General features: G+C 33.6%; 12 protein-coding genes and 3 pseudogenes. 5 read left to right on the forward strand and 10 right to left on the reverse strand.

The annotated features are described in order from the left end of the window. Nucleotides 1–99 precede the first annotated feature (99 nt). Complete coding sequence (corA, locus tag CIPSTX3056_RS02370; protein WP_072666343.1) at nucleotides 100–1,059, reverse strand: magnesium/cobalt transporter CorA; 960 nt, start codon at nucleotides 1,057–1,059, stop codon at nucleotides 100–102. Between the two features lie 1,546 nt (nucleotides 1,060–2,605). Here corA and ompA point away from each other — a divergent pair. Continuing rightward, a complete protein-coding gene (gene ompA / locus CIPSTX3056_RS02375; protein ID WP_072666532.1) occupies nucleotides 2,606–3,655 on the forward strand; it encodes a porin OmpA in 1,050 nt (349 codons plus the stop codon). Between the two features lie 1,017 nt (nucleotides 3,656–4,672). Then, the gene (tig, locus tag CIPSTX3056_RS02380; RefSeq protein WP_072666344.1) at nucleotides 4,673–5,977 is read left to right on the forward strand and encodes a trigger factor; all 1,305 of its coding nucleotides are present in this window, start codon (nucleotides 4,673–4,675) and stop codon (nucleotides 5,975–5,977) included. Between the two features lie 98 nt (nucleotides 5,978–6,075). Here the strand turns inward: tig and nadK are convergent, their stop codons facing one another. Then, nucleotides 6,076–6,957 carry an NAD(+) kinase gene (nadK, locus tag CIPSTX3056_RS02385; protein WP_072666345.1) on the reverse strand — a complete coding sequence of 294 codons (882 nt, stop codon included), beginning with the start codon at nucleotides 6,955–6,957 and terminating at the stop codon, nucleotides 6,076–6,078. A 119-nt stretch (nucleotides 6,958–7,076) separates the two neighbouring features. On the opposite strand from nadK, the gene grpE reads away from it, so the two are divergent. Next, nucleotides 7,077–7,670, forward strand: coding sequence for a nucleotide exchange factor GrpE (grpE, locus tag CIPSTX3056_RS02390; protein ID WP_072666346.1), 594 nt, complete (start codon nucleotides 7,077–7,079; stop codon nucleotides 7,668–7,670). Between the two features lie 193 nt (nucleotides 7,671–7,863). On the opposite strand, the gene ung is transcribed toward grpE, so the two are convergent. The 5 genes from ung to CIPSTX3056_RS02415 all read right to left on the reverse strand — a co-directional run bounded on the left by ung (nucleotide 7,864) and on the right by CIPSTX3056_RS02415 (nucleotide 14,532). Next, on the reverse strand, nucleotides 7,864–8,544 hold the full coding sequence (gene ung, locus CIPSTX3056_RS02395) for a uracil-DNA glycosylase (protein ID WP_072666347.1): 681 nt from the start codon (nucleotides 8,542–8,544) through the stop codon (nucleotides 7,864–7,866). A 1,109-nt stretch (nucleotides 8,545–9,653) separates the two neighbouring features. Then, nucleotides 9,654–10,994 (reverse strand): metalloprotease PmbA, encoded by a 1,341-nt coding sequence (gene pmbA / locus CIPSTX3056_RS02400; protein ID WP_072666533.1) that lies wholly within the window; start codon nucleotides 10,992–10,994, stop codon nucleotides 9,654–9,656. 1,688 nt (nucleotides 10,995–12,682) lie between these two features. Further along, nucleotides 12,683–13,108, reverse strand: a complete 426-nt coding sequence (yciA, locus tag CIPSTX3056_RS02405; protein WP_072666348.1) for an acyl-CoA thioester hydrolase YciA — start codon at nucleotides 13,106–13,108, stop codon at nucleotides 12,683–12,685. 91 nt (nucleotides 13,109–13,199) lie between these two features. Beyond that, a complete protein-coding gene (locus tag CIPSTX3056_RS02410; RefSeq protein WP_072666349.1) occupies nucleotides 13,200–13,736 on the reverse strand; it encodes a septation protein A in 537 nt (178 codons plus the stop codon). Nucleotides 13,737–13,788: 52 nt separating this feature from the next. Further along, nucleotides 13,789–14,532 (reverse strand): YciC family protein, encoded by a 744-nt coding sequence (locus tag CIPSTX3056_RS02415; protein WP_072666350.1) that lies wholly within the window; start codon nucleotides 14,530–14,532, stop codon nucleotides 13,789–13,791. A 1,136-nt stretch (nucleotides 14,533–15,668) separates the two neighbouring features. On the opposite strand from CIPSTX3056_RS02415, the gene der reads away from it, so the two are divergent. Then, complete coding sequence (der, locus tag CIPSTX3056_RS02420; RefSeq protein WP_072666534.1) at nucleotides 15,669–17,156, forward strand: ribosome biogenesis GTPase Der; 1,488 nt, start codon at nucleotides 15,669–15,671, stop codon at nucleotides 17,154–17,156. Nucleotides 17,157–18,377: 1,221 nt separating this feature from the next. Continuing rightward, a complete protein-coding gene (ygfZ, locus tag CIPSTX3056_RS02425) occupies nucleotides 18,378–19,355 on the forward strand; it encodes a tRNA-modifying protein YgfZ (RefSeq protein WP_072666352.1) in 978 nt (325 codons plus the stop codon). 595 nt (nucleotides 19,356–19,950) lie between these two features. Here ygfZ and CIPSTX3056_RS03480 read toward each other — a convergent pair. The 3 pseudogenes from CIPSTX3056_RS03480 to cmoA all read right to left on the reverse strand — a co-directional run bounded on the left by CIPSTX3056_RS03480 (nucleotide 19,951) and on the right by cmoA (nucleotide 21,544). Then, nucleotides 19,951–20,213: pseudogene (locus CIPSTX3056_RS03480) on the reverse strand (DUF1698 domain-containing protein). Between the two features lie 13 nt (nucleotides 20,214–20,226). Then, nucleotides 20,227–20,472 (reverse strand): annotated as a pseudogene (locus CIPSTX3056_RS03485) (DUF1698 domain-containing protein). Nucleotides 20,473–20,756: 284 nt separating this feature from the next. Continuing rightward, nucleotides 20,757–21,544, reverse strand: a pseudogene (gene cmoA, locus CIPSTX3056_RS02435) (carboxy-S-adenosyl-L-methionine synthase CmoA). Nucleotides 21,545–22,012: the final 468 nt, after the last annotated feature.

Raw genomic sequence — 22,012 nt, forward strand, 5'->3', positions numbered from 1 at the left:
GGTCATACTCTGTCAATAATACAGACGCTTTCTTCTTCTTAAGAAGCATCCTAATGAGCGCTTATTATCTCCATAGCGCTTAAAAAACTAACAAGTAACTTATAGCCATTTTTTTCGTTTAAAATAAGCATACGGAGCTAGACCTGCTAAGATCATTAAAAGTATTGCTGATGGATACCCTAAGCCCCATTGCAGCTCTGGCATAAACGAAAAATTCATCCCATAGCTAGATGCTACTAGAGTTGGTGGTAAAAACACTACTGATACTACCGAAAAAATTTTAATGATACGACTCTGTTCAATGTTAATAAAACCCATTGCGGCCTGCATTAAAAAATTTACCTTCTGAAAAAGCGATTCGGTATGAGGTAATAACGATTCAACATCACGCAGAATTTCACGCGCCTGCTCTAACTGATTACCAGGTAACCGAGTTTTGCGTACTAAGAAATTTAATGCTCTCTGAGTATCCATTAAGCAAAGGCGTACTTTCCAACCTATATCCTCTTGACCTGCCAAAGCTAAGAGAGCATGATCAAACTCATCTCCCTGCTGACCTTTCATAATCACTCTACTAAATTCTTCTAGATTACTAGAGATATTTTCTATTTCATCAGCTAATTGTTCAATTTTTGTTTCAAACAAATCCAGCAAAAGCTCATAGGCATTACCATCAATTAACACTTGATTGCGTGCTCGCATACGATACAAGCGAAAAGCCGGCAGCTCTCGTTCACGTAAGGTATACAGACGACCCCCCCGAATAGTAAAAGCTACCGTTGAGTTTCCCGCGTGATCATCTATGTCTTCGTATAGAAAAAAGGAATGGATATGCAAACCATCCTTATCTTCGAAAAAGCGCGCTGAAGCCTCTATATCTTCCAATTCTGGACTAGTAGCTAAAACTTGACCTAATACGCTACGTACGCGAGCACGTTGTGTTTCTTCTGGTCCAACGAGATCTACCCAAATTGACTCACTAAGATTGTCGCTAGTATTAGGATCCTCTAACACCAGTCGACGTAGACGACTGTTCTCTAGTTTAAATGCATTCAACATAGCTGTCTTCTCAAGTTAAGGTAGTGCATTAGGTAAATAGCTTAACACAGCTTGATGCAGTAAATCAGAATGTATCATATATAACCTTATGCTATTCAAAGCCTGTTCTAAGTATCCATCATGAAATCATGATATCGAAACACGTAATAGATTTTATGCCATCCCGTGCATGTTAACTAGAATCACTGCACTTTCTAGCTCTACCATCAATCCAGAGAACAGGTCTCTATGAGTTATGTAACTTATCAAAAACCCGAATCAGATCTCAGTGTGAGTTCACAATATTAGCTAAATTATTAGCTTACTATAGTTACACATTATCAATAGTCTTTATTTAATGCATATTTATACATAAAATGTATACCCTATTGATATATCTATATATTTATATCTTTTCTGATCCTGATGAATGAAATGGTGAATCTAGTATCAATACACTAATGAATCGTGTTTCTTGCTTAGAGATCTTAACAATAATATAACAATACCTCATGATCATTGCGCATACCGCTCTCGTCTTCTTAAATATCATTCATGCATATCTCATTCATCATGCACACTGATTCACTTTTATGCTACGCAAAAGCCGCTCAAAGAAAACTATTTCTTGATCTTTTAGTATCATAGCGAACACTAGAGGTAAAGATTTAATGACGTTGTGTTAACAACCTCAGATCAATTGAACACCTAAAGTATACCTTTGATCTGTATTATATTTATTATTTATTATAGCATCTAATATCTCTTAAATATGTCGTCTATTCATGTTAATGCTCATAACTGTATCGGTTGTCTGAATCTATTACTTACTCTGAAAAAATTATGGTTTTTATACAGTATATATACACTCATATGAAACACTGTAGTTATTAAATTTATCCAGGTAGCGCCTTGATCATATATAACATCAGAAAGCCTGGTCTTAATAGAACCATGTATGTTATACATATCATTCATGTTTTTTAATTTTAAAAAAACATTACAGCTATCTATGCAGATCTAGAAAGACTTATCTGATATAATATTTAAAATATTACTCAATTTAGACTAGATTATATTATAATCATTACACACTTCTGATTCACTGACCTGGAGATAAGCGAATAGTACAGCGCAGATTACTACTAACGCCATATATAATATGGTATATACACTAAAAATGTTTTGTAAGATGTCTATCTTATCACGTCACGCAGAATGACCTGATAGCATTACTAATACCACACAATACGATTAACTGTTCTAAATTGTAATTAAATCTTAAACATTACAACCTATTAGTCTGAATTAATATATTATGATCTTGTGCTCATTCCTCAAACACAGAAGTTTTGTTATAGTTTATATTTGAGCTTATTATTTATGAAGCTATGTAACAACATACTTGTAAGTTTTTTAGTACATTGTAGACTTTAGTGAATTGCAGTACCAACTTCTTCTATATTATGGCAAAGTAATAAATCACCTGAATAACTTGGCAAGAGATTACCCGAAAGAGCTAACGTATGCTCATTGCTTATTTTAAATGATAACGAGGCCTAAAAAAATGAAAAAAACAGCTATCGCAATTGCAGTGGCATTGGCTAGTTTTGCTACAGTAGCGCGAGCCACTCCTAAAGATAACACTTGGTATAGTGGTGTTAAATTGGGCTGGTCTCATTACGATGATACCGGTTATTATAATAGTAATTATAAAAAAAATGATGGCCCTAGCCATCGGAGCCAATTAGGTTCTGGTGTATTTTTTGGTTATCAAGCCAATCCGTATCTGAGTTTTGATTTGGGATATGACTGGTTGGGTCGCATGCCACATAAGGGTACGACCGTTCATGGTTCCTTTAAGGCACAAGGAGTCCAACTGGCAGCAAAAATTAACTATCCAATTTCTGATAATCTTAACGCATATACTCGTTTAGGTAGTATGATTTGGCATGCAGATACAGTTCAGACTAATGTGACGCATACTAGGCTGAACGCTAAGGATACCGGTGTATCACCGCTAATAGCATTAGGGATGGAATATGCTATTAATAAAAATTGGTCTACACGGTTAGATTACCAATGGATAGATAATATTGGAAATACTAGTACTATTGGTACACGTCCTGACAATAGTTTAATTAATATAGGTATTGCTTATCATTTTGGACAGGATAAAGAAGGAAGTCTTGTGCCTTTATCACCTGCTGCCCCAGAGAATAATCATTTTACTTTGAAATCTGATGTCTTATTTGGATTTAACCAGGCTAATCTTAATGTAGATGGTCAGAAGATCTTAGATCAACTATATACTCAGGTTAGCAATCTAGATACCAAAGACGCTTCCATAGTAGTAGTAGGTTATAGTGATCGCATTGGGTCAAAACAATATAATCAAAAACTATCTGAAAAGCGAACTCAAGCAGTCGTAGACTATTTAGTAGAAAAAGGTATACCTATGGATCAGATTTCTTCACATGGTGAAGGAAGTGCTAACCCCGTTTCTACGAATACTTGCGACGAGGTCCATAACCGACAAGAGTTGATTGTTTGTTTGGCACCAGACCGACGTGTAGAGATTGAAGTTAAAGATATTCAAGATATTGAAAAGCAATAATTTAATCAAGCAACATACTTATATATACCCCTGCATTAGGGGTATATATAAATAGTCTACGCAAAATTATATCATTACATGATACCGTATTACTGAAAGGTGCACTATGCATGCAAGCCATTACAAATGAATGACTCACTGATGTTACATTGTAAATAATCGTAAAAATTTTTCTTCGAAAAATGTGTATATAGCCTACAATGTACAGCATACACATCGTGTGTATTAGCACAATACTTGATCTAAAAATTAACGTATGGCTAGGAATCTTCGTGTGTCTATATTGTATAATAAATGATAGTTGAGGTGTTTCTAAACCACAGAAGGTGATGATGTGATGAGATAAGTATTTATGAGATCGTATGCTTGGTCTGTACCTTAGCAACTGCTCACAACATATGATTATAACATAACATAAATATAAGATACATACTGAGTATGTTTACATTAAAAATGATAAAAAAAGGTAGTATGATATATGCATCATATCCGAGATATTTTTAAAAAGTAAAATGTAGTTACGTTATCGTTATAAGTCTCCTCATAATAAGTATTAGGACAACATAAGTCTTAGGATCACATATAACATTCAGTAAACAATATACGATTATTGTCCATACAACTAATAATATATTATTTTATGCGTATTATTCATATGAATTAGCGTTATATGGTAGAATTGCTCTAAAGAAAAATTTTTATTTCTTCCAGAATTAGTGATTACCTTATGAAAAGAACATTTATTCTCATACGATATCACTATTCTATCATCATGCAAAGCTCATGCAAACAACTAAAATAGTATAATTGATTATTAATTATTCTCAATACAATCTATGAGAATGCTCTATAGAGAGCACCTGATTGCTGTGATCTATTTATTATAATGTAATTCATTCTATCTATATAGACTTTGAAAGTAAGGAGTTAACACAATATCCTGATATTAGTATTATACTGTTAACGATACAAAATGCTCTCTCTAAAATAAACGCAGTACGTTATTTGGAGGTAAAAATGAAAGCTTTAACGGACAACGCGCAGGATCTGAATAACTGTATAACACTTACTATTGACAAAGTAGTGGTTGAAAAAGCAGTGAAAAAAAAACTAGTCACAATAGCAAAAAAATTACAAATAGATGGTTTTCGTCCAGGCAAGGCTCCATTATATATTATAAAGCAACGTTATGGTCACTCTGTTAGACAAGATGTGATTGACGAATTAATGCAAAGTTACTTTATGGATATAATGATAAAAAATCAACTTAATCCGTATGGCAGTCCAATGTACATCATTCTTGAGAATGATGATGATAAAGATGTCACCTTCTCTGTTAAATTTAATGTATATCCAACTATTGAGATACAGGGGGTTAAAAACATAAAAATTGAAAAACCGGTTATAACAATTACTCAATCTGATGTTGATGCAATGATACAGGTGCTTCGTCAACAGAAAGCTATCTGGAAGGAGACTAATACCGCTGTTAGAACAAAAGATCGCGTCACAATTGACTTTAGTAGCTCAAAAAAAAATAATGCATCACCACACCTTCAGGAATCAAATCTTGTATTGATTATCGGCGATGGTCAGATGATTTCTGCTTTTGAAGAAGGTATCATTGGACATAAAGCAGGCGAGCACTTTACAAGTGAAGTTAGTTTTCCACAGAATTACAACAATCGCGAGTTACAGGGTCAAACGATAGAATTTGAGATTCTACTAAAGAAAGTAGAAGTATCTACTCTTCCAGAGATCACCACAGAGTTTATTAAACAATTCGGTGTGAAAGAGGGTTCTCTTGAGGCACTACGTAAAGAAGTCCGTCAAAACATGCAACGTGAACTAAAAAACGCTGTACGTCGTTTTATTAAATCACAGGTTCTTACTGGGTTAGTGCAAGAAAACCACGTAGATATTCCCGATGCGCTAGTACATAGCAAAGCGGCTCTTTGGAAAAACCAAACAGAACATAGTGTTAATAATAACATCCAAAAAAATTTGAATAATACTCATATAATGCCTGTTAAAGAGATCAAGCATCATATACTAGCAAGTCTGCTTTTTAATCAGGTTATCCATACCTATAACATTACAGCTAATAAAGATCGTGTTAGAGTATTAATAGAAGAAATAGCCTCTGCTTATGAAAATTCAAAAACCGTCATAGCTCAGTATCAGGCTAATACCGAATTAATGCAAAACATATGCAATGCTGATCTAGAAGATCAAGCCGTGGAAGCTATCCTAGATAGAGCACAAGTCATTGAAAAACACACAACCTTCCAGGAGTTTATGTATCTACCCATTACAAACTAAAGCTCACCCTTCTAGCTAATAACCTATTTATATCGCACATGACACAAATAGTGCCTATATTCTATAAAAATTTTAAAGAGCGTAATATAGAGCAATATTTAAAAAAATTTTTTTGACCATCCAAGTTTAGAACTCAGTATACTAAAATAGTTATAATTTTTAGGATGAATCAAGTTAAGAAAATAATTGCTACGACGAATCAGAATATTTTTATTATTTTGCACAGGCATAGCTATTTGTCCGTCAAAACTAATTTTTAGGTCAGTACATATATATGAAAAACGCAAACGAATACTACTATTGTTATTAATTACCAGTGGGCGCGCTGACAATGTATGCGGAAACATTGGTACAAGAGCTATAGCATCTAGTGATGGTGTCAGAATAGGCCCCCCGGCAGAGAGCGCATAAGCCGTAGATCCTGTAGGTGTAGAGATGATAAGACCATCGGAACGCTCTGAAAAAGCAAACACGTCATCTATATATACTTCAAATTCAATCATGTGCGCTACTGTACCGGGGTGAAGTACTACTTCATTCATAGCGGTGCCAATATAAGGTGATCCTAATTGACTGAATACATGAGCTTCCAGTAAAAAACGTCTTTCAATTTCATAATGTCCTTCTAAAACTTCTGAGAGCTGTTTTTGCAAATGATCTGGGTCAAGGTCAGTAAGAAATCCAAGCTTTCCGCGATTTATCCCTATCACTTTAATGTCATATTGTGCTAAATCACGCGCGGCACCTAACATGCTACCGTCACCACCTACTACTATTGCAAGGTCAGCAGCACAACCAATCTCTGATAACGTACCTGTTACCATTCCTTCCAATATATTTAACTTATTTGCAATCTGATGCTCAATAATAACCTGATAACCTGCATCTCGTAACCAATGATAGAGTATATTATAAGTACCAAGCATAGCGGGATAACGCGGATATCCGACAATGCCAACGCAATTAAAGGGCGGATTCATTTTATTTATATTCCTCGAAGTAAATGTCTCTAATACTGGCACTTCTCTTGAAAGTGCGATGCAAACCCCCCATAATAAACGAAGCAGCGCAATGAATATGCACAAACGCGGAGAAATTCATGAGTAGTCAAGAACATAACATGCCTAATATACCAGTCTCAGAGACCATTGAGACTGAAGAAATAGAAACAAAGATCAAAGATAAGGCTACAGAAGTAATAGATGAGCGTGATAAACGTCTTACTGAATTAGAGGCACAGTTAGCTGAATCTAAAAGTAGTACGCGTGATATTCAGCTTCGTGCTCAAGCTGAAATTGAAAATATTCGACGCCGAACGAAATTAGATATAGAAAAAACACATAAGTTTGCTCTAGAAAGATTTATCAGCGAACTATTGCCTGTGATTGACAATCTTGAAAGAGCACTAGAAATAGCAGATAAAGCTAATCCTGAACTAATCGTCATGATTGAAGGTATTGAACTAACAATGAAGTCCCTACTAAATGTAGTTAAAAAATTTGGGGTAGAAGTCATTAGCGCAACTAATGTACTATTTAACCCAGAAGTGCACCAAGCTATGACCATAGTAGACTCTACAGACGTAGAACCAAATCATGTGATCATGGTAATGCAAAAGGGTTACACACTGAACAGTCGTCTTCTGCGTCCTGCCATGGTAGCCGTTTCTAAGAGAGAAAACCATCCGTCCTGATTAGTACTCAGACAATAGAGGTTGCATAATATAGATAATTTATAAAAACAGTAGCTGCATTTCATAGCTACTGTTTTTATAAAATGCATAACTTATATACTCTAAAGTAATGACTTTATGCACATATTAACTTATCACCCCGCAGTAATATTATTACAATAATAAGCTATAGATATTAAAAATAGAACCATTATTATAGTAGTAGTTCTGGAAACCAATTAATAGTCATTTTTCCTATGTCATTCAGCCATTGATTCGCCTTAGAGAAATGAGAACAACCAAAAAATCCGCGATGTGCAGATAATGGAGAAGGATGTGATGCCATCAGTATATAATGACGTTTATCATTGATTAAGCTAACTCTTTTTTGAGCATCAGAGCCCCACAACAGAAAGATGATGTTCTCACAGTATTCATTGATAACTGAAATGACTCTATTAGTAAAAACCTCCCAACCAAAATGCATATGCGAGCGGGGCTTTCCAGATTCTACAGTTAAAATAGTATTCAATAATAACACTCCCTGACGTGCCCAGCTCTTTAGAAAACCGTGGGATGGCACTCGAAATCCTGGAATATCAGTAAGTAATTCTTTATATATGTTACGAAGAGACGGAGGAATCGCAATATGAGGTGGTACAGAAAAAGCTAACCCATGTGCTTGATGAGGTCCATGATAGGGATCCTGACCTAGAATAACTATTTTTACCTCCCATAATTCTGTTAAAGAAAAAGCATTAAACACAGAATAAGTGGGGGGATAAATAATCTTACCAGCGGATCGCTCACGAGATATCATATCTATAATATTTTTAAAATAGAGTTTTTCTTTTTCACTGGACAAAATATCACGCCAGGTTATTTTAGACATCATTTTTGTTACTCTTTCATTTCTATATACAGATATTATTTATCAGAACATATATTATGAATGTATTGCGCTATTATTCATAATAGAAGATTATTATTGTGATAATGCTCCATAGCATAACCGGACAATCTATAGAAACCTCATCTTTATATGTCGTGTCATAATAAAGATCACCGCAGCTCTTCGAGCAGAACAGCGGTAAATGCTTAAATTTATGCATTTTCATAAAATATACTAAAGGCATAATTCATACATGATCTAATCAATATAATTTATATATGCGTGGATGCATTTATAACACATTAAAATAGTATATATTTTCCTTAAAATTATATGAATCTAAAGATTATTTAATCTATGTTTAAAACTGATGATAAGATAAGTAACTACAAAAACAATTAATTTATTTTTCTCTTCTGTACTTAAGAAAATATGTCTTTTTCCATTATTGTATAATATAGTGCAATATAATGGACTCATGTATAGCACAAAGTAGAATAATCTTTCTATTTAGAAGATTATCTGCCCTTAGACATCACTTAAATAACACTTATTCAAGAAATTGTATTCTTTCAAGGGACTCGACAATTTGTATGAGTAATCTTTTATTAATCATTTTTACTTGATGCAAAGGTTTTTAAATTTTACAAAGATTACGGCTAGTAAATAAATAAGGTTGATCTTTTTCTGCATATTATTTACTATGTAAAGTGTAATACTTTGAGTTAATAATTTAACATTTATCATAAGTTAATCATTCTATTAATGCTAATAATCAATATCAATAGATATTATTGATAACTAATCCCATTTAATATATCTAATAATCGATCAATATGACGCGTCTCTTGTGTTTTTCAAGCACCGACTTTTAGTCATTACAGACTAATGCTATTCCCGGGTTTTACAATAAAATTTAACACCATATACAGAACGCTATGATTCTGAATTAGTGAGTTATGCTATTTTTAGATAGTGTCTTTCGTACATACATGCAGCATAGACAAGTAATTAATGCATATCAAATCTTTTTAGATATGTAAAGAATAAGATATGATATTCATCTAGCAAAAGTCATAATTGTGATACTGTATAGGCCTATACACGACGTATTACTCTCCAGATACCTGCATTCTGGATAGCAATACAGATCCACACTGAATGTTACTTCGTTTTTCGATATCATTACCCATGGAGATTATATTTCGCCACATGTCTTTTAGGTTTCCAGCGATAGTGATTTTACTGACTGGGTATTGCACAATACCGTTTTCTATCCAAAATCCTGATGCACCACGTGAATAATCTCCGGTCATCTCGTTCACGCCTTGACCCATCAATTGATTAACCAAAAGGCCTGTGCCCATTTTTTCTAACATATCATTAAAATTTATTTTATGACCAAGAAAAACCCAATTATAGATACCATCTGAGTGTCCAGTGCTTTGTAATCCTAATCTACGTGCCGAATAACTGCTGAGAAGCCAGCTTTGCAATACGCCATCCTTAACAATCTCACATCGCTTAGTTCTGACACCTTCGCTATCGAATGGCGATGAACCTAGTCCTTTTAATAAGTGCGGATGTTCTTCGATACTAAGCCACTCAGGTAAAATTTGTTGACCCATACTGTTTAATAAAAACGTAGATTTACGATAGATTTGTCTACCGCTAATGGCTATGGCTAATGACGAAAAAAGACCTGTAGCAACTTCTGACGAAAAGATCACGGGTGATTTTATTGTAGATAGTCTCCGCGGGGCTAAACGTGACAATGTGCGCAGAGCGCACTCCTTACCGATATCTTCTGGTAGTTTCAGATCTTCTATCTCTCGGCTAACAGTGTATGCACAATCCTGTTCCATACTGCCATTCTGTTCTGCGATAACATAACTAGCTAATGAATACCAGCTACTGCAATAACTCTGAACCATGTCGTGCGTGTTACCAAAAACTTTAATGCCAATTCGACTGTCAAAATGGCCGCCCTCGGTGTTAATGATGCGTTGATCTAATTGTAGCGCCGCCATTTCTGCCCGAGATGCTAAATTGATGAAATGATCTGTATCGAGTGCTGTAGGGTGGTATAAGTCTAAATCGGGGCTATTAAAAGCCAATAACTCACGATCTGCTAAACCACGATATAGATCTTGCGAAGTATACTGTGCTATATTGAAAGCGGAGCGCACAGCCTGTTGGATGGCCTCTGGATGCAAGTCTGTGGAGGAAACTGTGCCCATACAATGGTTATGATAAATCGTTACATAAAATGCAGAATCATTATTAAATGTAATATTTTCTATAGATCCATAATTAGTCCTAATACTTATCCCGCTCATTTTTAGGAGCGTAACCTCCATTCCGTCATAATTAGGTTGAGCCAACTGAAGTGTGTTTCTTACTATTTTTTCCAGAATATATCGCTGCTCAGCAATGTTATCTTTTTCTGTCATATGGAGTACTTCTTTCATTGACTCTACTATATAATATAAAAGAGTGATATTTAGTATCGTTACACGTAATTTAAAACAGACTGTACTGCCCTAGTATACATATACATACAATTTATTATACCTATAACAAGATGGCCCATATTAGATGTAATCTAATGCAAATACAATGCACATGCATTAATACTCATGTATATCAGTCATAGTTGTGTTTATAACATATCTTAAGCTATTACAGAATCCTGCAGAAAATTTTATATTCTCTATTGAAAAGATGAATCTCAATAACCAATCTGTATTATGCCAAAATCACTACGTATATTTCTTGACATCTGGCAGGTCTCTGTCGCGAATAAGACATGTTCACAGTCCAGTCTTATCTCTTTTGGGATATCGAACAAATTAAGTATATCAAGTTTATAGCATTAATTATTGTTCATCTATGAATCGGTAATTTCTTATGTATTATCTTTTTATGTTATACCTAATCCATATATTATAGCTTTCGATATATCTCTATATGTCATAGACAAATATATCATAGACAGTCTCAATTAAAACTTAGCAGATGATAATTTTACAATATACTCTATAATCATAGTAATATGTCACTTAGTAACAAAATAGATATTGACAATTGATAAAATATTTATTGTCTGATCAAAAACATATATTGACTGCATTCACAAAAATAAAAAACATAGATCTTGGTATTGATAATTGTGTAGCGCATCTAATGATCAATAAATAACGAACATTTTTATAAGCGTATAATTATACTAATATATCAACATTATTATCGGGCGAACCAGCCAATACCTTCTGTCATCATAACATTTTTACGTAATATGATATTTTGTTTATTTATGATCCATATAAAACCACAACAATTAGTATTATCGCGATCATCGGGGGTAATTTGATCTGCTTGAGTATGAATCCATTCATTTATTGATTTATATACAGTCCTTACTTAATGGGGCTAAATAAGCATCCAACCCATTTATTCGTTGTAAAAATCGTCATTACATGATAAAGCAGGTTATCTATCAAGATTTTTCGACCTCTAACTAGCACAATGAGTTTACTGCAATCCATAAAAGTAAAAATACTACAGAGTGACTAAGATGGTTCTAAAAAACGATCTATTGATTTTATCTTAATTCAAACTGAGCAAAAAGTACAATAATGGTCCATAGGATACTGGCGAATAGTCAGTCCGTAACAACTCTGTTTTTAGCAGTAAAATTCTATTCAACCTATAATTAATAGAGTTAATCATCATTCTAATTAATTATCGTGACATGCATCTCCAGATGGAAACAATAATATGAGCTATCATTAAATATACGAATGATATTTCGTAAACATCCGTAGTCTGAGCTAAAATATATTAGATAATATCTACAGATTATTTTTAGTAACACTAATATTAAACATTGAATTAATTTAAAAAAATCTAAGATCTAAGACTAGACAATTCTGGCTATAGATAAAATCTGTGGATACTCTTACGTCAAAGCATTTAATTAGTGCAATATCATTTTAAATACAGTGTAATGTAATTTTACATCCAATCGCTATCGAAGCATCCTATTAAGGACAAATGATATATGATAAATATCATTTGTATTTTTTCTAATTTTCTGACCTCTACACCATCCCTAAAAACTCACAACAATTTATTTTCTTCAGTTAACGTCCAGTGTAAAGTTCTGTTTATCTTTTAGTAAAGGTCGTGAAGTACCATCCTGATCAACTGCAACGTATATAAATGTTGCTTCGGTGACACAGTAATACTGACCAATGGGTTCTGATGAGACTTTCTTGATCCATAATTCCACTTGAACAGTGATAGAACTTTTACCAGTTTTTATGCAGTTTGAGTAACACGTCACAACATCACCTACTGTGACTGGCATTAAAAAAATCATGCCATCAACACGAACGGTAACTACACGTCCTCCTGCTATTTCTTTGGCTAAAATTGCACCCCCCATGTCCATTTGTGACATAAGCCATCCACCAAAAATATCCCCATTAGCATTAGTATCTGCTGGCATAGCAAGGGTTTGTAAAACGATTTTACCTAATGGTTGTCTTAAATCTTTACTCATGAAATACTCTTAATTAGTTTGGTAGTAATATTATGAGTAGCGTACATATAAATTTAGCAAAAGATTCACATAAAGTATATCTAGTATACTACTAATGATTTTCTTTAGAAACAATACGAAATATATATATCCCGCTCAGTAGTGTAAAAACCAATGTTAACCCACTTAACCCAAAAACCTTAAAATTTATCCAGGCATCTTGGGATAAATAAAATATCCCATAGATATTACCTACACTACAACATAAGAAGAATAGTGCCCATGCAAGATTTAAACGACGCCAAATAACTTCTGGTAGTTGAATATTTGTACTTAGCATTTTTTGCATTAATGATTGCGGCATACAAAAGTGACTAAATAATAACGCGATAGAAAAAATACCGTCAATAATTGTGACTTTCCACTTGATGAAATCAGGGTTATGCAAAGTAATAGTTAGACCACCTAAAATAGCAACTAAAAAAAAAGTTAGTAGTGACATTTTATCTAATGTGCGATACAACAACCACTTTAAAAATAACACAACCGCTGAAACACCGATTAATGCGCTAGATGCGATAAAAATATTATATATCTTATAAATTATAAAAAAAACCAGTAGTGGTAAGAAATCAAGACATTGCTTCATAACAGTTATCCAGATCATAGCCCCAATCAATAATCATTGCTACAGATTCATTTTATGACTTTAATAGCATGTATAAACGCGATAAATAAATAATAAGTATAGAAGAAAAAAAATTACTCAATATATCTAAAAAGACTATAGCTAAATCTGGAGGTAGTATAACAAGTTTTGAAGCTATTAAAAGAACTAGAAGTTTTGCAAGAATCCAAAAACTAACAACCGGTGCTATTAGCCTAATGTGACTCCAACCGAGTTGACCACTAGTATATATTGCACTTACAAGCCCAACCCTCTCCGTAGTTATAATCATTGGTGCTAAAGCTAGAGTAATAGATAGAAGCACTCCTGGTACCACTAAAGACATAAATCCAATTTGTATACTAAGCATCATCAAAAAAGTAAGAGATAATAGACGTAAAAGATTTGGACATGATGAGCCTAATGCATGTAACGCAGTAACCGGTTTGCCAGATGAAGCAATTGAAATTAAGCTTAGCATCCCACCTAGCAATAGCGCATGACCGATCAAAGAAGAAAGAGTCCCAGCTGCTGAGAGCTGTAACAGCACCTTCTGCTGATCCGGTGACATATTTTGTACTATCTCTATCACACCTCTTGTAGCGCCTGACAATGCTTCTTCACCAAGAAGCTGGACCTCCTCAATAGATGGCATAAAAACTTTACTAATAACTGCCATCACACATGATGTAAAAAATACTATTAATACAATATTGACTAACTGATGTCGCAAAAAATTTCCCGTGTCACGGTATAGAGCGCTTGCCGTGATTAACATGTATACTCCTTAAAAGAGTTTTTAAAAAACCTGATTCTCATCATACATTGTATAATAAGCTCTCCTTACTAAAACTTCTGCAAGATGTTTGTATTCCTAGAAAAATCAATCTGTCTTATCTCAGGAGGTTTGTCTAGAGAACTTAAACTACCTACATAACTAATAGCGGCTAACGAGCTTAAGAAGCTATTGATTTAACAAATCTTTATCATACACAATTTATCCGATAAGTTAACTACAGTTGCTCTGTGATAGATGATTATATTTAAAATACTTGCACAGCTTCTTATACCCATTTATATATCTGGCTTCTCTCACGCCTTCTGGCATCTTTAATGCATCAGATTGTATCATCAGACATGAATTACAATAGACTATGCTATTGTAATGGAAGTGTTACCACCTTAATCCAATATCTTTGATATTATCAGAGCTTATTTACGTCAGTAAATCACTAATCAATTAATACTCTATCTACAGCGGTTCATCCTTAAAATACGAATAAAATTATTAATTTGCCAGAAAATATTTTATCTAAAAAATAAGTCATACCCTTTTATAATCAAACAACGCCACCAACTAGCATTAATATGTCTCAATAACTTCAATATATTAAAATTACAAATATTAACAGAGCACAATAATCTCAAGTGTTGAGATTACTTTATTTTTAACTCAGATAGAAAAATATATAGCATATCCCTGATAAAAATAAAATATATAACATATTCCTGATAAAAATAGAACAACACTCATATTTTATCAAAAACTAATATAAAATGACATTATTGTTTAATCCAGTGATTTTTGCCAGGATGTATTCTAATTCATATTAATTCGTGCTGTGATTAGCCAGAGAATATTTAGTGCAAAATTATATTTAATTTGATTCTATTAGCAAATTTGACTATGAAATATCGTAAGATATGACAAGATTATCATCTTGGTATTATACGCCTCTTATTTTCAGCTATAATAAATGCTAATACTTTTTAATACCTTAGTGTTCGTTCAGTGCGATATACTAATCTAGTAATATACCGCTATACCTAAGTAACAATTAAAATAATGTTGCTTTTGTGGCATCGTGTTGGCGCAATAATTAGGAATTTATCATGAGCAATGAGATGATCCACATAGTACCTGTAGTGGCATTGATTGGGCGACCTAATGTAGGAAAATCTACCCTTTTTAACCGTTTAACGCGCAGAAGAGATGCTCTGGTAGCAAATTTTCCTGGAGTTACTAGGGATCGTCAATATGGTCATTCTTATATCTCAGGACATGCTTTTATTTGCATTGACACAAGTGGTATTGATGATAGGCAAAAAGATCTATCAGTTCACATGCTGCAACAATCAAGAATAGCAATTACAGAAGCTAATATAATACTTTTTTTAGTTGATGCTCGTGCCGGGCTGATGCCAGAAGATATGATTATTGCTCAGTATTTACGTTTGAGCCAAAAATCAACTCTTATTGTTGCTAACAAGGTATCAGGTCTTAACGTACCATCTGCAATAGCAGAATTCTGGTCACTTGGGTTTGGAGATGTATATCCTATTGATGCTTCTCATGGAACAGGTATTACAAATCTTATAGAGTTAGCGCTTGTACCTCTTATGGATGGCATTGACCAAACGTCAAAAGATGGACAATATAACAGGATAATAAAAACAAACTTAATTAATTCACCTAATTTTAAAGATTACAAAACTAATAACTATAGATATTTTTCAGCTGCACAAGAAACATCTAGTCATTCAAATCCTATGCAGCTGCCCATTAAAATAGCAATTGTTGGTAGACCTAATGTAGGTAAATCAACACTCACTAATGCTCTTTTAGGTGAAAAACGAGTGATTGTTTGGAATCTTCCAGGCACTACACGTGATAGCGTCTATATCCCAATGACGCATAAAAACCGTCACTATATCTTAATTGATACGGCCGGAGTACGTCAACGCAGAAAATTAACGGAAGCCATAGAAAAATTTTCCGTTATTAAAACACTTCAGGCAATTGAAAATGCCAACGTAGTTCTCCTGGTGCTGAATGCACAGGAGGGCGTATCAGATCAAGACCTTTCAATTCTTAGGTTTATTATTGAGAGTGGACGATCTGTAATCATTACAATCAATAAGTGGGATGTTCTGTCAGACTCCGTTCGTCATGAAATAAAAAATATGATAGATTATCGCATGGGCTTTATTGACTATGCAAGAATTCACTTTGTTTCCGCTATGAATGGAAGTGGAATCTCACATCTATTCAACTCCATTACTGAAGCTTATGACTGTGCAACACGGCGAATCCATACATCTATGCTCACTCGTATTATGCATCAGGCAACTAAAGAAAACCAACCACCATTAGTGACTACCCGGCGCTCTAAGCTAAAGTATGCTCATATTGGTGGATATAATCCTCCTGTTGTGGTGATACACGGCAATCAAGTTAAAAACCTACCAACGTCTTATAAACGGTACTTAATCAACTATTTCAGACGCTCTTTAAATATCAAGGGATCACCTATTCGTATTCAATTTAAAGAAGCAAAAAATCCATATTCAGAAAAATCAAAATCTTTCTTTTATCGTAAGTATCAAAAAAATAAAAAATAAAACCCCTAAAAATCATATCTTTTTGCATTAAGGAGGCCATACACATCATTATATGATACAATTTATTTATCTATTTTTAAAGATTTTGGTATACAGTGTAAAACTCGAAAGATTTGCTATCTTTAAATTGATATTAGAAACATTTACCTTAAGTACACTTTTAATCATATTTCTCATGGGAATTACAGATTACAAAAGCAATGTATATCCAGGTAAGCAGGGGATCGCCTTTATGCTAAGACCAAGACATATAATCAAGTTATGATACTTTATTTAAAGTTCTACGCTCTTTGAAAATTTAATAAAATAAAGTACATAGTGATATTGTATATATGATAACTTATTTTGTGCATTGTATACAGGATGTAACCTGAACATTGAAAAGATATCAAGCTATGCGAGTGCAATCTACTCTAAGGATAATGACAAAATAGTAACCCTAAACTTATCTCCATAATTAAATACATAATACTGTAATACATAAACAAACTAGAGAAATGCTATAACATTTAAAATAAAAACCTCAAAATAGTCTATTTGCTAACAATTACTCTCAGATATCATTAATCATTCTAAGAATACCTAGCATTATATATATCCAAAGTTAGAGACCCAATCTTGGTTTAATGTAAATAGTATATAATTTATTATATACGATTTTTTATTTTACATTAAAATTTTCAAAATTAGATATGATATAATAGAAATGATTTTCAAGAACTGTTTTTCTACAAATAAAAATCAAAATAGTTAATTTTAGACATATACTGCTATTTAATTTAAAATATTTCATGCATAAACCTTTATCTTGTATACAATACAAGAGATAATGCTCTCCTCCAGAGAGAACATATCAGTTAATTACACAATCAGATGCCTAATGATGTTTGAGTCTTTACATACCCGTAAGGTTTTCTATTAATAAAATATTATATAGTGAATGTTTCTATATGCCTGCTAAAGCATATAGATACATCAGTACATCATCACAAGGTTTCTAATTTTATGCTCCTTCTGAGTAACTTTTCAAAGAATTACATTCACGGAAGATGAGTGTTCTCTAATATTCACTTTCATCAAAACAGTATGATTTGATTTTCGCTCCCTATTATTGTAAGAAAGTGGTATATCACAAAGAGAATGTTGCAGTAGCGCTCATGTTAACGAATGTGAATTATATCAATACCTGTAAGACGACCTGGATTAACAAAGGCTTGTATAATGTTAAAAACTCCTTTTTTACCTCAACCGCTACTGCCTGCAGAAAAACTTCCACTGACTGTAATATCATTAGAGCAGTGGGCTGTGATAAATGTTATTGGTGATGAACGTATAAACTATCTACAAAGTCAGTTGACACTAGATGTGGCCTCTGTTCGTCCAGATCAGCATCGCTATGCCGCTCACTGCAGTCCGCATGGAAAAACATGGAGTAATCTGTGTTTATTCCACCGAGGTGCTCAATTAACATACATCGTACATCGTAGCTTACTGAATCAACAATTAAATCAGTTAAAAAAATATGCAATATTTTCTAAAATCATATTAGTTGCAGATGAACAATCTATACTATTAGGTATAGCTGGTATACAAGCTAAGAGCGCATTAGATGGTTTTTTTGATACCCTACCCAATATTTTATCACCGGTTATGCAGCAAGATCAGAGCACGCTTCTATGGTTTGAAAAACCAACAGAGCGATTTATCTTGGTAACTACAATAGAAAAAGCAGATATATTCATTAAACATGCTAAGGATAAAGTGCGCTTCAATAACAGTCTACAATGGTTGGCTCTAGATATTGAAGCAGGTGTACCGATTATTGATAATAATACAAGTGGTCAATTTATTCCTCAAGCTCTGAATCTACACGCATTAAATGCTATCAGTTTTAACAAAGGATGCTATATAGGACAGGAAGTGGTGGCACGCACTAAATTTCGTAATTCTAATCAACGCGCGTTATATTGGCTATCGGGAACCTCTAGTAAGATTTTAGCATCTAATGATAAATTAGAAGTAAAAATCGGTAATCATTGGAGATGCTCGGGTAGCGTGCTTGCTGCATGCCAGATCGACCAAAACATAGTCTGGGTGCAAGCAGTATTAAATAAAAACCTTACAGATACTACTCTATTTCGTGCGTATGGCGATCAGGAGAGTCAATTCAAAATCAATAAGCTACCTTATAATATTTAAAATTCATAAGTTTTCGGTTTGCTAAAAAACGAAAGGTGAGTCTGAATTTGATTTGCAATGTCATTTATTAATTTAAAATAAAAAGTCTGCATCTGATAGATGTAGCACATCATAAGCATGTCTGATTTATTTGACTGTATTGAGATACAATGTTAATTGAATACTGATTATAAAATATTTACAAAATATAACCTACTATGTAAATATTGAGAAAAATACTTTACTGAAGATAGCATGTAAACCGACTGAAGCTAAACCCATCCCAAGGTAAAAATTTTTTACTTAATTCTAAGTAATATGCTATGAAAGTCTCTTTGATTGTACATATCCCCCACTCATTAATATAACATAAATTTAAATATTATTAGAAATATAGATTACACCATCGGTATGGTGGTAGATTCGCTATCTCTTAATGATAAAATATAAAAATTCTTCTGATGAATAAATAACCCTACGTGATTCTCTTGAACAACCTACCGCTACAATTAATATAGCGCGTTGCAGCAGCAGGGTAGTCTTCTATTGTTTTTGTTTTATTGTGTGAATCAAGAAACTTAGACACAGGTACTCTAGGCATCCAATTAGCACTCCTTTACTGCTCAATACTTGTTATAGCATTAGAAACAATACGTACATTTAAAAAACCACACTGTTCTATCCAAATCTCAATCGCCTTATTTGATGGAATAAAATACACATGCGCATCTGGGAAAAATGTTTCTTAGGTACTAGAACGCTGAAAACATCGCCTTCTATGACTAATCTGTCTAGGACTAAGCCCCTGCCTTTTACTAACCGTGATTTCAATTGCAATAAGTGATCTAACGGAGAACAACCATGATAAAGCACACGCATAGAAAACGCTGTATTACATGCCGTAAGAGGAGGCAACTATTCTATACCCAGAGGGATGACATGCGCTCTTTTCGTTACCTAGTGACTTTTCTACTACTTCGAACTGATATAGAAAAAGAGGTACTGGATTAAGCTTTACCACTAAATTGGCACCATGCCCAAGCATGCGTCACATATCATAACCACTGGTGCAACCTACATCTAGCGCAACGACGTCCAGAAAGAGGAGAAAACACAAGGAAAACTCTATCCAGTTCAAATCTGATCGCCATTCACTATTAATGTAAACCTTCTATAATTTAAAAGAACCTTTACACCATGGTATAACATGTTGTAATCACCATGCAATTCCTGAACGCTGACGTTCTGTTAGTGTCTCTGTGTCCGCTACAACACCATGTAATCAATCTAAGGATTCTTGCGTTAAACTAGGCAACTGTTGTATCGAACGTTACCAATACTTGAAAAGGATTATAGAGTAATGCATGCTGCCAGGAAGCCATAAGCGCAGGTAAGGTTCTTAACCAGTTCCTTAGAGGGGTCTTAGAGAGATATAATCAAAACATTATGAAAATCCATCACGAGGAAAATCTGATTTAAATTTACTAAAGAAGAAAAATTAAAGCACTGAAAGCAGAGCGTATAGTGTTTACAACCAGCATTCTGTAGCTGTTGAATATGAGTGGAGGGATGCTTAGTTAACATGACCTTATCCAACACACAAGGTTTTTGATAAATTTCTACATTGCTGTAACCACTCATGCGCTTCAAATCAAGGTGCATGTCTAATAAGAGCTCATCAAAATTTATATCAGAAAAACTCAACCACTCAGATTAAGACTAATGCACCATATGGATTCAGCCCATGCCATATAGTATTTAGTAAGTTTTGGCGTTCTGCTATCTGAAAAACTGTAGATAAAATTTAAAACCACTAATGAAGCATTATACATTGGCATGTTCTGAGCATCATCTTTGCGTACTTCAATATCAGTTTCAGTAGCACAGAGAACCTGAATGTCAATACGGAAGTGCTCAATCATACTTGCCAAGTTATCTACAGCAATAATGTTATAGCCTTTTCTACGAATGTCCTTCTGAATTTCGATAGTAACTGTACCTAGGGAACACCCCCAGGTTATACATCTGAGTGTAATTTTTTAACACAACGCCTAGCTAAAATTCCAATCATTGATATGAAATTATGCTTCTGGTACAGAACGTTTAATCATATCAGAAAATACTTCAGACACTTGATCATTGCATGTCTAATGATCCAGCTCTAGAATAGGTTTGGATAAAAAAGTATCGTGTGTATGTTGATCAATCATTCTAAAGTAGAGTCTCTTTATAGCTTAAAGATATCAATTTCTCTTAGGATCGTGATATTTCATATAGTTATTAATACCCATATTTTTAATATAAAAGCATACAATGCTAATAAAAAAATTAAGTTTTACGTTAAGACTTGTTGAGCATATTCAGTAACAGTAATTATATTAATTTTAGTCTTTTTAAAAAAAATCATATATAATGCACATTATACAATATATGTTAAAATACGCCCAGAAAAGCAGGACAACTGGCTTGATTTTGACATAATTATCTTAAATCTTTATTCTCATGTTATATGAAAACAAGATAATTAGAGATGTTTGTAAAAATTCAATGATATTGAGCGCTGCATCAGCCCACTCTATGATAGTAAAATTATGATGATCTATAATATAAACTATACTGGTGACATCAGTTCTGTTAGGCACTCAAGAGTGAGAATAAAAAAGCCAGTTTTATCTACA

The organism is Candidatus Erwinia haradaeae, assembly GCF_900698965.1.
In the GTDB taxonomy this organism is placed as follows: Bacteria; Pseudomonadota; Gammaproteobacteria; order Enterobacterales; family Enterobacteriaceae; genus Erwinia_E; species Erwinia_E haradaeae_A.